This window comes from Streptomyces sp. NBC_00466, assembly GCF_041433995.1.
Lineage (GTDB): Bacteria > Actinomycetota > Actinomycetes > Streptomycetales > Streptomycetaceae > Streptomyces.
Map to the genome: position 1 here is coordinate 5,981,433 of NZ_CP107896.1, position 12,371 is coordinate 5,993,803.

14 protein-coding genes are annotated in these 12,371 nt (G+C 70.3%); 13 read left to right on the plus strand and 1 reads right to left on the minus strand.

Going from position 1 to position 12,371, the window contains the following annotated elements; all coding sequences use genetic code 11:
* Positions 1 to 80 precede the first annotated feature (80 nt).
* Together prcB and prcA are read left to right on the plus strand one after the other, a co-directional pair.
* On the plus strand, positions 81 to 926 hold the full coding sequence (gene prcB / locus OG210_RS26900; protein ID WP_266858704.1) for a proteasome subunit beta: 846 nt from the start codon (positions 81 to 83) through the stop codon (positions 924 to 926).
* Between the two features lie 46 nt (positions 927 to 972).
* Positions 973 to 1,719 (plus strand): proteasome subunit alpha, encoded by a 747-nt coding sequence (gene prcA / locus OG210_RS26905; protein WP_328324935.1) that lies wholly within the window; start codon positions 973 to 975, stop codon positions 1,717 to 1,719.
* A 153-nt stretch (positions 1,720 to 1,872) separates the two neighbouring features.
* On the opposite strand, the gene OG210_RS26910 is transcribed toward prcA, so the two are convergent.
* The gene (locus OG210_RS26910; protein WP_371539058.1) at positions 1,873 to 2,970 is read right to left on the minus strand and encodes a LacI family DNA-binding transcriptional regulator; all 1,098 of its coding nucleotides are present in this window, start codon (positions 2,968 to 2,970) and stop codon (positions 1,873 to 1,875) included.
* Between the two features lie 63 nt (positions 2,971 to 3,033).
* Here OG210_RS26910 and OG210_RS26915 point away from each other — a divergent pair, with 63 nt between their 5' ends.
* From OG210_RS26915 to OG210_RS26965, 11 genes are all read left to right on the plus strand, one after another.
* Positions 3,034 to 4,293 (plus strand): MFS transporter, encoded by a 1,260-nt coding sequence (locus tag OG210_RS26915; protein ID WP_371539061.1) that lies wholly within the window; start codon positions 3,034 to 3,036, stop codon positions 4,291 to 4,293.
* A 9-nt stretch (positions 4,294 to 4,302) separates the two neighbouring features.
* On the plus strand, positions 4,303 to 5,664 hold the full coding sequence (gene pafA / locus OG210_RS26920) for a Pup--protein ligase (RefSeq protein WP_328324929.1): 1,362 nt from the start codon (positions 4,303 to 4,305) through the stop codon (positions 5,662 to 5,664).
* 138 nt (positions 5,665 to 5,802) lie between these two features.
* A complete protein-coding gene (locus OG210_RS26925; protein ID WP_328324927.1) occupies positions 5,803 to 6,804 on the plus strand; it encodes an FKBP-type peptidyl-prolyl cis-trans isomerase in 1,002 nt (333 codons plus the stop codon).
* Between the two features lie 42 nt (positions 6,805 to 6,846).
* Positions 6,847 to 7,218, plus strand: a complete 372-nt coding sequence (locus tag OG210_RS26930) for an FKBP-type peptidyl-prolyl cis-trans isomerase (RefSeq protein WP_328324925.1) — start codon at positions 6,847 to 6,849, stop codon at positions 7,216 to 7,218.
* Between the two features lie 180 nt (positions 7,219 to 7,398).
* A complete protein-coding gene (locus tag OG210_RS26935) occupies positions 7,399 to 8,355 on the plus strand; it encodes a WYL domain-containing protein (protein WP_328324923.1) in 957 nt (318 codons plus the stop codon).
* A gap of 7 nt (positions 8,356 to 8,362) precedes the next feature.
* The gene (locus OG210_RS26940) at positions 8,363 to 9,319 is read left to right on the plus strand and encodes a WYL domain-containing protein (protein WP_328324921.1); all 957 of its coding nucleotides are present in this window, start codon (positions 8,363 to 8,365) and stop codon (positions 9,317 to 9,319) included.
* 23 nt (positions 9,320 to 9,342) lie between these two features.
* Entirely contained in the window at positions 9,343 to 9,588 is a 246-nt protein-coding gene (locus OG210_RS26945) for a hypothetical protein (RefSeq protein WP_266858723.1), read from the plus strand.
* A gap of 9 nt (positions 9,589 to 9,597) precedes the next feature.
* Positions 9,598 to 9,792 carry a hypothetical protein gene (locus OG210_RS26950; RefSeq protein WP_328324918.1) on the plus strand — a complete coding sequence of 65 codons (195 nt, stop codon included), beginning with the start codon at positions 9,598 to 9,600 and terminating at the stop codon, positions 9,790 to 9,792.
* 213 nt (positions 9,793 to 10,005) lie between these two features.
* Positions 10,006 to 10,296 (plus strand): Sec-independent protein translocase subunit TatA, encoded by a 291-nt coding sequence (tatA, locus tag OG210_RS26955; RefSeq protein WP_328324916.1) that lies wholly within the window; start codon positions 10,006 to 10,008, stop codon positions 10,294 to 10,296.
* A 61-nt stretch (positions 10,297 to 10,357) separates the two neighbouring features.
* The gene (tatC, locus tag OG210_RS26960) at positions 10,358 to 11,320 is read left to right on the plus strand and encodes a twin-arginine translocase subunit TatC (protein ID WP_328324913.1); all 963 of its coding nucleotides are present in this window, start codon (positions 10,358 to 10,360) and stop codon (positions 11,318 to 11,320) included.
* 18 nt (positions 11,321 to 11,338) lie between these two features.
* Positions 11,339 to 12,343, plus strand: a complete 1,005-nt coding sequence (locus tag OG210_RS26965; RefSeq protein WP_328324911.1) for a diacylglycerol kinase family protein — start codon at positions 11,339 to 11,341, stop codon at positions 12,341 to 12,343.
* Positions 12,344 to 12,371: the final 28 nt, after the last annotated feature.

The following is a 12,371-nucleotide window of genomic DNA, read 5'->3' on the forward strand; positions in this document are numbered from 1 at the left end:
CACGGGTAAGGTCCGTTCACAGTCCGCAAGATCGGCCCGGCCTCCAGAAGGCGGGCCGCCGCCCATCCGGAAGGAAACGCGTGGAAGCCAACCCTCGTAGCACCGGGCGTCTGCCGGCCGCTTTCCTGACGCCGGGGTCCTCCTCGTTCATGGACTTTCTGTCCGACCACTCGCCGGAAATCCTGCCGGGCAGGCGGCCGTTGCCGCCCACCCAGGGGCCGGTCGAGGCGCCGCACGGGACGACCATCGTCGCCGCGACCTTCCCCGGCGGGGTCGTCCTCGCCGGAGACCGGCGCGCGACCATGGGGAACATGATCGCCCAGCGCGACATCGAAAAGGTCTTCCCGGCCGACGAGTACTCGGCGGTCGGGATCGCGGGTACGGCCGGTCTCGCCGTCGAGATGGTCAAGCTGTTCCAGCTCGAACTGGAGCACTTCGAGAAGGTCGAGGGCGCCACGCTCTCCCTGGAGGGCAAGGCCAACCGGCTCTCCACGATGATCCGCGGCAACCTCTCCATGGCGATGCAGGGCCTCGCCGTGGTCCCGCTCTTCGCCGGGTACGACGTCGACCGGGAGGAGGGCCGGATCTTCTCCTACGATGTCACGGGCGGCCGCTCCGAGGAGCGCGGCTACGCCTCCACGGGCTCCGGCTCGATCTTCGCGCGCGGCTCCATGAAGAAGCTCTACCGCGATGACCTGACGGAGCAGCAGGCCACCACCCTGGTCGTACAGGCGCTGTACGACGCGGCCGACGACGACTCGGCGACCGGGGGGCCCGACGTGGCCCGCCGGATCTATCCGATCGTCACGGTCATCACCGACGAGGGCTGCCGCAGGCTCACCGATGAGGAGGGCTCCGAGCTCGCCCGTTCGATCCTGGCGCGGCGTCTCGAACAGCCCGACGGCCCGCGCGCCGAGCTGCTCTGAGGCCCTTCCGATGCACTCGTCACTGACAGAAAGGGACGGATAGCCGGTGTCGACGCCGTTCTATGTCTCACCTCAGCAGGCCATGGCCGACCGGGCGGAATACGCCCGGAAGGGCATCGCCCGTGGTCGCAGCCTGGTCGTGCTGCAGTACGCCGACGGCATCGTCTTCGTCGGCGAGAACCCGTCCCGTGCGCTGCACAAGTTCAGCGAGATCTACGACCGGATCGGCTTCGCGGCCGCCGGTAAGTACAACGAGTACGAGAATCTGCGGATCGGCGGTGTGCGCTACGCGGATCTGCGGGGCTACACCTACGACCGCGACGACGTGACGGCCCGCGGGCTGGCGAATGTCTACGCGCAGACACTGGGCACGATCTTCTCCAGTGCGGCCGAGAAGCCGTACGAGGTGGAGCTGGTCGTCGCCGAGGTCGGGTCCGAGCCCGACGGCGACCAGATCTACCGGCTGCCGCACGACGGATCGATCGTGGATGAGCACGGTTCGGTCGCGGTCGGTGGCAACGCCGAGACGATCAGCACCTTCCTGGACCAGCAGCACCGCGAGGGGATGACGCTCGCCGAGGCGCTCAAGCTGGCCGTGCAGGCGCTGTCCCGCGACACCAACGGAGGCGAGCGGGAGATCCCCGCCGAGCGCCTCGAAGTGGCGGTGCTGGACCGGACCCGGCCGCAGCAGCGCAAGTTCAAGCGCATCGTCGGCCGCCAGCTGGCCAGGCTGCTCGACGCGGACGACGCGGCGGCCGCCGAGACGGACGCGCCGTCGGACGAGGACGAGTAGCCCTGGCTGCCGCCCGGTCCAGTCCGTGCCCCGGTCCGCCTGTGCGGTCCGGGGCACGCGCATGTGGCTCAGCGGGGCACCCGCAAACCGGAGCACGCACGAGCGTGCACCCGCAAGCCCCGGTGCCACGCGGTTCCGCTGGGGGCCAGGCCCTCAGCCCGGTACGGCTGCCGGGGCCGTCGAGCCGCGTACGAGGAGGTCCACCGGCAGATCGCCGCCCTCGGGCCTGCGGCCGTCGAGGACGGCGAGCAGGGCCGCCATTCCGCGCCGGCCGATCAGTTCCGCGGGCAGGGCCACCGTCGTCAGCTCCGGTTCGATCGCGGTCGCGAGCGCCAGATCGTCGAAACCGGTGACGGAGAGGTCCTGGGGGACCCGCAGTCCCAGCCGCCGCGCCGCCTTGCAGGCACCCGCGGCCAGGATGTCGTCGTCGCAGATCACCGCCGTCGGCCGGGGGCCGGGGCCGGTGAGCGCGTCCTCCGCCGACTGCCGCGCGGCATCCACCGCCAGCGGGGCGGTGACGGTGCGGACCTCCGCACCCCGCAGAGCCGACCGCAGGGCGGCGGCCCGGACATCGAAGGTCCAGGAGTCGATCGCTGGTGCGAGATGGACGAATCTGCGGTGTCCCAGCGCGAGCAGATGGTCCGTCACCTGGCGCATACCGTCCGCGATGTCCAGATTCACATGGGCCGCCGCCCCCGACTGGTCCGGATCGCTGTCCAGCATGACCAGCGGCAGACCGGACTCCTGGATCGCGGCCAGCGCGCCGACAGCCATCGACGAGGCGATGACCCCGTCCAGTGCGGTCCGCGCCGAGCCGAAGGGATCCCGGGCCGGCCCCACGCCGTCGGGGGAGGGATAGAGCACCACCCCGAAGCCGTGCTCGGCCGCCGTCGCCGCGGCGCCCGTGTAGACGCGGGCGAAGAACTCGGTGGTCAGCGCGGGGACGACCAGCAGCACGGTCCGGGTGCTGCCCAGACGCAGATCGCGGGCGGCGAGATTCGGGCGGTAGCCGAGCTGCCCGGCCGCGTCGCGCACCAGCCCCGCCGTGCGCTCGGAGACCCGTCCACGCCACTTGTCGCCGAGGACCAGCGAGACGGTGGCCTGCGAGACACCTGCGGCGCGGGCCACGTCGCGGCTGGTGGGGCGGGCCGGCACCACTGGTTCCGGGCTCGTCGCTCGGGCGTCCACTCGGGCCTCCGTCCGGCCTGTTCCCCCCGACCGCGGCCATCTGGACTCACGGTCTGCGCACATGGTACGTATGAGCTGCAGGTTATACGTAACACTCCGGTCAGGGCCGGGAGACAAGGGGCGGACATGGCCGCGGGATACGCGGAACTCTTCGGCACCAGGCATGTGACACGGCTGCTCACCGGCACCCTCGTCGGCCGGCTGCCGAACGCGACAGCCGCCATCGCCGTGGTGCTCTTCGTCCGCGCCGAAGGCGGCAGTTACTCGCTCGCCGGGGCGCTCTCCGCCGTCTACGGGCTGGCCACCGCCGTCGGCCAGCCGCTGCTCGGCCGCGCCGTCGACCTGTACGGACAGCCCCGGGTGATGCTGCCATCGGCGCTGGTGTCGGCCCTCGGCATGGCGCTCTTCGCCGCCGTCGGCACCGGTCCGCTCGCGCTCGCCGTCACCGCGATGCTGATCGCCGGGCTCTTCACACCGCCCCTGGAGGGCGGGCTGCGCGCCCTGTGGCCCAGCGTCCTGAAGCGCGAGGACCGGGTGCACGCCGCGTACGCGATGGACGCGGTGGCCCAGGAGGTGATGTTCACGGTCGGCCCGCTGCTGATCACCCTGGCGGTCTCGCTGTGGTCGGCGGCGACCGCCCTGGTGGCCGTCAACGCACTCGGGGTGCTCGGCGCGCTCTCCGTCGTCGTCTCGGAGCCCTCGCGCAACTGGCGCTCGGCGCCCCGCGAGGCCCACTGGCTGGGCGCCCTGCGCTCGCCCGGACTGCTCGCGCTCCTCGGGGCCTTCTTCTTCGTGGGCCTCGCCCTGGGCTCGATCACGGTGGCCGCGATCGCCTACTCCGACGGGCACGGCGGCGACTCGGCGTACGGCGTGCTGATGGCGGCCATCGGACTCGGCGCGCTCATCGGCGGGCTGCTGTACGGCGCGCGGCAGTGGCCGGGCGCCGCGGAGAAGCGGCTGCGCGTCATCGTCGGCGCGCTGGCGCTCTGCTACCTGCCGCTGATGCTGGTGCCCGGGGTGACCGCGATGTCCGTGCTGATGACGGTGGCCGGTGTCTTCCTCGCTCCCGCCATCGCCTGCGCCTTCATCGTCGTCGACCGGCACGCCCCGCGGGGCACGGTCACCGAGGCGTTCTCCTGGCTGGTGACGACCTTCGGCGTCGGCGCCGCACTGGGTACGGCTGTCGCCGGACCGGCCGTCGAGGCCGGCGGGGCGCCCGCCGGGTTCGCCGCCGCGGGAGGCGGGGGGATCGCCGCGCTGCTCGTCCTGCTGGCCACTCAGCGGGTCCTCGCAGCTCCCGGCGGTACCGGCTCCGTCGTGGCCGGTTCCGAAAATGATCGGAACGGGGCCGTCGAACCCGGTTTCAGGACAGGCCATCAGGCGTAATGTTCAGTCATGGACCGCCGCATTTTCGGGCTGGAGAACGAGTACGGCGTCACGTGCACATTCAGGGGACAGCGCCGACTGTCACCTGACGAAGTGGCGCGCTACCTCTTCCGCCGTGTTGTGTCATGGGGCCGCAGCAGCAACGTCTTTCTGCGGAACGGCGCCCGCCTCTACCTCGACGTGGGATCGCATCCGGAATACGCAACTCCCGAATGCGACAACGTGGCTGAACTGGTCACACACGACAAGGCGGGCGAGCGCATTCTCGAAGGCCTGCTCGTCGACGCCGAACGCCGCCTGCACGAGGAGGGAATCGCGGGCGACGTCTATCTCTTCAAGAACAACACCGACTCGGCGGGAAACTCCTACGGCTGCCACGAGAACTATCTCGTCGCCCGCCATGGGGAGTTCTCGCGGCTCGCGGACATTCTCATCCCCTTCCTCGTCACCCGCCAATTGCTCTGCGGTGCCGGAAAGGTGCTGCAGACACCGCGCGGAGCGGTCTTCTGCGTGAGCCAGCGGGCGGAGCACATCTGGGAGGGCGTCAGTTCCGCGACCACCCGTTCCCGTCCCATCATCAACACCCGTGACGAACCGCACGCGGACGCCGAGCGCTACCGCAGGCTGCACGTCATCGTCGGTGACTCGAACATGTCCGAGACGACCATGCTGCTGAAGGTCGGCGCGACCGACCTCGTCCTGCGCATGATCGAGGCGGGCACGGTGATGCGCGATCTGACCCTGGAGAACCCGATCAGGGCCATCCGCGAGGTCAGCCACGACACCACGGGCCAGCGCAAGGTGCGCCTCGCCAGCGGGCGGGAGGCCTCGGCGCTCGAAGTCCAGCGCGAGTACTACGAGAAGGCCGTGGACTTCGTGGACCGCCGCGGCATCCGTACGGGTCAGGTCGAGCAGGTCCTGGAGCTCTGGGGCCGCACACTCGACGCGATCGAGGAGGAGGACCTCGACAGGATCGGCACCGAGATCGACTGGGTCATGAAGTACAAGCTCATCGAGCGGTACCGGGACAAGCACAACATGACCATGTCGAATCCGAGGGTCGCTCAGATAGACCTCGCCTACCACGACATCCACCGCAGGCGCGGGCTGTACTACCTGCTGGAGAAGCGCGGGCAGGCCGCGCGCATCTGCGACGACCTGAAGATCTTCGAGGGCAAGTCGGTGCCCCCGCAGACCACCAGGGCGCGGCTGCGCGGGGACTTCATCCGCCGGGCCCAGGAGCAGCGCAGGGACTTCACCGTCGACTGGGTCCATCTCAAGCTCAACGACCAGGCGCAGCGCACCGTGCTCTGCAAGGACCCGTTCCGGTCGGTCGACGACCGGGTGGAGAAGTTGATCGCCGGGATGTGACCGTCCTCACCCCGGTCGCGCGAGGGCCCCGCACACGATCTGGTGCGCGGGGCCCTCGCGCATGCCGTGAGCCCACATGGGGGACGCGGAGTCGTAGAGTGGCGGCCACTGACACCCCCACTACCCCCGAGGACCACTGTGCGACGCCGTTTTGCTGCCTTGCTCATCGTGCCGGCCCTGGTGCTGACCGCCTGCGGAGGTGGGTCGTCCAAGAAGACGGATGACTCCTCCTCACCGCCAGACCAGTCCGCCGCCACGGCCGTGCCCAAGCCTGTCGATTCGGCGTCCCCGCTGCCGACGGTCTCGGGCGCCGCGGGCAAGAAGGCGACCATCACGGTTCCCAAGAAGGACCCGAGCGGCAAGTTCGTCATCCACACTGTCTCCGAGGGCAGTGGCGCCGTGGTCAAGAAGAACGACCTGGTGATGGCCGACTTCACAGGCAAGGTCTGGAAGAGCGGCAAGGACATCGGCAGCTCGTTCGACAAGGGCGGCGCCCCGCAGCTCATCACCGCCGGTTCCAAGACGATCATCCCGGCCTTCGCCGACGCCGTCACCGGCCAGAAGATCGGCAGCCGGGTCCTGGTCGTCGCTCCGCCCAGTGCGGCCTTCGGCAGCCAGGGCCAGCAGCAGCTCGGTGTCACCGGCAAGGACACCCTGGTCTTCGCGCTGGACATCCAGAAGGTGATCCCGAAGAAGGTCGAGGGCACCCAGGCCCCCACCTCGTCCGACCTGCCGCAGATCAAGGCGGACAAGGAAGCGCCGGCCACCATCTCCGTACCGAAGAGCGACCCGCCGAAGGACCTGGTCGACAAGGAGCTCATCCAGGGCAAGGGCGCCACGGTCAAGAAGGGCCAGACCGTTTACATGCAGTACAGCGGTGCTGCCTGGAAGCCCAACGAGGGCAAGCCCACCGCGACCCTGTTCGACTCGTCCTGGAAGAGCGGCACGCCGTTCCAGACGGCCATCGGCGAGGGCGCCGTCATCAAGGGCTGGGACCAGGGAATCGTCGGCAAGAAGGTCGGCAGCCGAGTCATGCTGGTGATCCCGCCGTCGCTGGCGTACGGCTCCAAGGCCCAGGGCACGACCCTGCCGGCCAATTCGACGCTGGTGTTCGTCGTCGACATTCTGGCGGCAGTGTAAGACTGTCCCGGTTGCCCAGTACCAAGAAGTAGGAGCAGTTACGTGAGCATCGAGAAGCCCGAGGTCGACTTCCCGGGCGGCGAGCCGCCGGCCGACCTGGAGATCAAGGAGATCTGGGAGGGCGACGGCGCCGTCGCCAAGGCCGGGGACAAGGTCAAGGTCCACTATGTGGGCGTGGCCTTCTCCACCGGTGAGGAGTTCGACGCGAGCTGGAACCGCGGCACCCCGCTGGAGTTCCAGCTCGGCATCGGTCAGGTCATCGCCGGCTGGGACCAGGGTGTCCAGGGCATGAAGGTCGGCGGACGTCGTCAGCTGACCATCCCCGCGCACCTCGCGTACGGCGACCAGGGCGCCGGCGCCCGTATCAAGCCGGGCGAGGCGCTGATCTTCGTCTGTGACCTGGTCTCTGTCTGACCGGAACTGATCGTTTCCGAGGGTCCATGCCTGCCGGCATGGGCCCTCGGCTTTTGACCGGGCACTCCGGAGCGGTACGGTCGGCGGTCGTGGAACGTGCTGTGTTCTGCGTGCTGTGTTCTGCGTTTCTTCCCGGGGAATCGCCCCGGCGGACACTCCCGGACCCCAGAGAGGGCGTCGATGGCGATTGCCAAGGCCGAGCGGCTCATGAATCTGGCGCTGTGCCTGCTCGGAACCAGGCGACCCCTCAGCAAGCGTGAACTGCGGGGGTCCATCGAGGCGTATCTGGAAGCGGGATCGGACGAGTCCTTCAACCGGATGTTCGAACGCGACAAGGACGATCTGCGTGAACTCGGCCTGGTCATCGAGACGGTCGAGAGTCTGGACGGGGACACCGGGTACCTGGCCCGCCGCGACAGCAACAGGCTTCCCCCGGTCGCGCTCGACGCCGAGGAGGCGGCGGCGCTCGGGCTGGCCGCCAAGGTCTGGCAGCAGGCGCGGCTGGCCGGCGCCGCCAGCGGCGCCCTGCAGAAGCTCCGGGCCGCCGGAATGCCCGAGGCAGAGGACCCGTACGCCGTGCAGCACGGCGCGCTGGAGCCGCGCATCCCGGTGCACGAGGCCGCGTTCGAGCCGCTGATGCTGGCCTGCCGCGACCGCCGCCCGGTCGTCTTCGACTACCGCAAGGCCAACGCGGCCCGCCCCGAGGCCCGTCAGGTCGAACCCTGGACGCTGGAGTGCTGGCGCGGCCACTGGTATCTCGCGGGCTGGGACCGCGAGCGCGGCGCCGAGCGGGTGTTCCGGCTCTCCCGTATCACCGGCAAAGTCCGTTCCAGGCCCGGCGCGTTCACCGCCGACGTGCCGGACGTGGTGACCGTACGCGAGACCGTGGAGACCTGGGCGGGCGAGACGGCGACCCGCAGCGCGCGGATCCGGCTGCGCTCGGGCGCCGGATACCCGCTGCGCTCACGCGCCACCGCCGTCCGGGAACTCGGCGACGGGTGGGACGAGTTGGAGATTCCGTACGGACACGGCCTGGATGCCTGGCTGGTGGAGTTCGGCCCCGACGTGATCGTGCTGGGCCCCGCGGACCTGCGGGCCGATGTGGTGGACCGGCTGCGCGCCGTGGCCAAGGACTGAGGAACACGTGGCTACGAACGCGATCGACCAGACCCGCCGGATGCTGTCCCTGGTGACCTATCTGCGCGAGCGCCCCGGCGCCCGTGTCGGGGATGTCGCGCGCGCCTTCGGCATCACCGAGGACGAGCTGATCTCGGACCTGGACGTACTGCCCATGTGCGGGACGAGCTTCCGCGGCGGCGACCTCCTCGACATCGACACCGACGGCGAGTCCATCTGGTGGCACAACGCCGACGACGTCGCCGCGCCGCTGCGGCTCGCCGCCGACGAGGCCACGGCCCTGCTGGTGGCCGCGCGCGCCGTGGCGACCCTGCCGGGGCTCCGCGAGGGCGACCGGCAGGCGCTGCTGCGGGCCACCGCGAAGCTGGAGGCCGCGGCCGGCGAGGTGGCGGGCGCCAGCTCCCGGCTCTCGGTGACCTTCGAGTCCGAGGGCGGTGTGTTCGCCGATGTCGACCGGGCCATCTCGGAGCGGCGCAGGCTCTGGCTGCGGTACTACTCGCCGGCGCGCGACGAGCTCACCGAGCGCGAGGTCGACCCGATCAGGCTCTTCGCCGTCGGCCATACGTACATGGAGGCGTGGTGCTACCTCTCCGAGGCCCGGCGCACCTTCCGGCTGGACCGGGTCGCCGAGATCAGGCTGCTCGACGAGCCCTCGGCCCCGCCCGAGCTCGAACTGCGCGACCTGTCGGCGGGGCTCGTCCAGCCCGCGGCCGAGGACCCGGAGGTCGTGGTCGAGACCGGCCCCGGCGGCCGCTGGGTCGCCGAGTACTACCCCCACGACAGCGCGGAGGAACTCGCCGACGGCGGGCTGCGCATCACTCTGCGCACCCCCGACCCCGCCTCGCTGCGCAGGCTCGCCCTGCGGCTCGGCCGGGACGGGCGCATCGTCTCGCCGGGTGACCTGGCAGCCAGCGCACAGCTCGCGGCCCGTGAGGCGCTCGCCGCCTATGACGGGCAGGAGTAGAGGAGTTGAGGAATATGTCGGTTATGCCCGGATTCTCCGCGCAAGTGGGCCCGGTCATCTTCCGGGCCGCCTGCCCGGACTGCCGCAGCCGGTTCGAGCTGGCCGCGGGCGCGCTCCGGCTGGCGATCGGCGCCAGCCGGCGTACCACCTTCTACTCCTTCACCTGCCCCGACTGCGGGTCGTCGGTGCGCAAGCCGGCCGGTGAGCGGATCGTCGAACTCCTCACCGGCGGAGGCGTGCGGACGCTGCGCCTCCACTCCACTGTCTAGGGTGCTCACATGTTCTGGCCGATGACCGCGATCGTTCTGGGGTTCCTCGGAATCGCCGTGCTCGGTGTGCTCGCCATCAGGGTTTTCGTCGAAGCTCAGCGCCTCGGCAGCCAAGTGGCGCGCGCCACACAGCAGATCAGCCAGGCCGCCGACGGGCTGGAGCGCGCGGCGACCGGGCTCGCGCGGAGCGGTGAAAGTTTGTGATAGAGGCCCTCGGCACTGCTGCCGGGGCGTTTCGAGCGGTACGCTGCTGGTCGCGGGCCCGGGAGCGAGGTGCGGGCCGCCAGCGCGAGTCCGCACAGGGATTGCCCTGCGTTTACCCCCGCGGGTTACGATCGCTGCCAGCACGACTACCGGACGCCTGTCCGATCGGTCGGGCAGCCCCACCCCAGCCGCCTCGGTGAGAAGGTACAGCTTATGTTCGGAAGGCTCGGCGCCCCCGAGATCATCCTGATCCTCGTCGTCATCGTCCTGCTGTTCGGTGCGAAGAAGCTTCCGGACATGGCCCGTTCGCTGGGCAAGTCCGCCCGCATCCTCAAGAGTGAGGCCAAGGCGATGAAGTCGGAGGGCCAGCAGACCGCCCCCACCGACCCGCCCGCGCAGGACACCAACGCCCAGACCGGCGTCCCGCGTACGATCCAGGCCGCTCCGGGAGACGTGACCAGCGCCCGTCCTGTGACCGAGCCGTCGGACTCGACCAAGCGCTGACAACCGGGCCGGAGCGGGCAGCGCGGTGAGCGGCTGCCCGCCGCACAGATGAGGACGTGGGTTGCTCGTGTCTGCCCGCAATAAGGAGAAGGACTCCGAGGGGCGCATGCCCCTGGTGGAGCACCTGCGTGAGCTGCGCAACCGGCTGGCCAAGGGCCTGCTGGGGATCGTTGTCGTCACGATCGCCGCTGCCTTCTTCTACAGGCACATCATTGAATTCTTCACCAACCCGGTGCTGCACGCGGTGGGCTGCGAGTCGAGCTTCTCGGAGCTCGCCCACAAGCGGGACGGGACCTGCGCACGGATCGTCCTGAACGGCCTTCTCACGCCGTTCACACTCGCCCTCAAGGTCTCCTTGATGTCGGGTGTGGTGCTCTCCTCGCCGATCTGGCTCTACCAGCTCTGGGCCTTCATCGCGCCGGGCCTGCACAAGCACGAGCGCAAGTACACGGTCGGCTTCGTGGCCGCGGGCTTCCCGCTCTTCCTGGCCGGCGGCTTCTTCGCGTACAAGACGCTCCCCACGATGGCGAAGGTCCTTCTCCAGCTCTCCCCGGCCCATCTCGACAACCAGCTGCCACTCGACGACCTGCTCGACTTGATCACCCGGATGGTGGTCGTCTTCGGGCTCTCCTTCGAACTGCCGCTGCTGCTCGTCATGCTGAACTTCGTCGGGATCATCACCGGCAAGCGGATGGCCGGCTGGTGGCGCGGCATGATCATGGGCATCACGGTCTTCGCCGCGGTCGCCACGCCCAGCACCGACCCGCTGAGCATGCTGGCTCTCGCCGGGCCCATCTGGGTCCTGTACGGCTTCGCCACGGTCATCGCCCTGCTGAACGACCGCCGCAAGGCGCAGCGTGCCGCAGCGGGCCCGGGCGACGACGAGGCATCCGACATCGACCTCACTCCTGAGGCCATAGACGAGGTCGAGACCGTGCCCGCCTCCCGGGTACCGGGGCAGGCCGGCAGTGAGACGGACAGTTCCAAGGCCAGTGGTCCGGTCGGTTACGACGACGTGACCTGACCTTGTAGGGTCCGGCGGGTGACCAGCGAGATCACCCTCTTCGTCAATCCCACCGCAGGACGCGGCCGGGGCGCGCACGCCGCGCAGCCGGCCGCTTCCGCGTTGCGGGACGCAGGTTTCTCCGTACGCACGGTGCTCGGCAGCGACGCGCCCGACGCGCTGCGCCGGGCACGGGAGGCGGTGCGGGGCGGGACCGGCGCCCTGATAGCCGTCGGCGGGGACGGCATGATCAGCCTCGCCCTCCAGGCCGTGGCGGGCACCCGCACCCCGCTGGGCGTGGTGGCCGTCGGAACCGGCAACGACTTCGCCCGCGGGCTCGGGCTGCCGGTGCGGGACCCGGCCGCTGCGGGCCGCTCGGTGGCCGGCGCGCTCAAGGGCGGGAACATCAGGGAGATCGACCTCGGCCGGGTCGTCCGGGGCGACGGTGCCGGGCCGGTCGGTGGTGCCGGGCCGTGCGATGGTGCCGGGCCGGGAAGCGGTGCGGATCCGGCGGACCGCGCGGACGGCACCGGCGTCCGGCCTGCCGGGGAGCGCTGGTTCGGGAGCGTGCTCGCCGCCGGATTCGACTCGCGGGTCAACGACCGCGGCAACCGGATGCGCTGGCCCTCGGGCCGGCTGAAGTATGACCTGGCGATGGTCGCCGAACTGGCCGCCTTCCGGCCGCTCCCGTACCGGCTGGTGCTCGACGGGGGACCGGCGCGCGAGATCGAGGCCACGCTCGTCGCCGTCGGCAACGGGCCGTCCTACGGCGGCGGCATGAAGATCTGCGCAGGCGCGGAGCTGGACGACGGTCTCCTCGACATCACGGTGGTCGGTGCCTGCTCCCGCACCACCCTGGTCAAGGTCTTCCCGAAGGTCTACCGGGGCACCCACCTCGGCCATCCCGCGGTCACCTCGTACCGGGTGCGCAGGATCGAGCTGCGGGCCGCCGGGGTCACGGGGTACGCGGACGGGGAGCCGCTGGGCGCGCTGCCGCTGACCGCCGAGTGCGTGCCGCGGGCGGTCCGGGTCATCGGCTGTTGAAATGCTGAAATAAAGATCGCGCTGACTG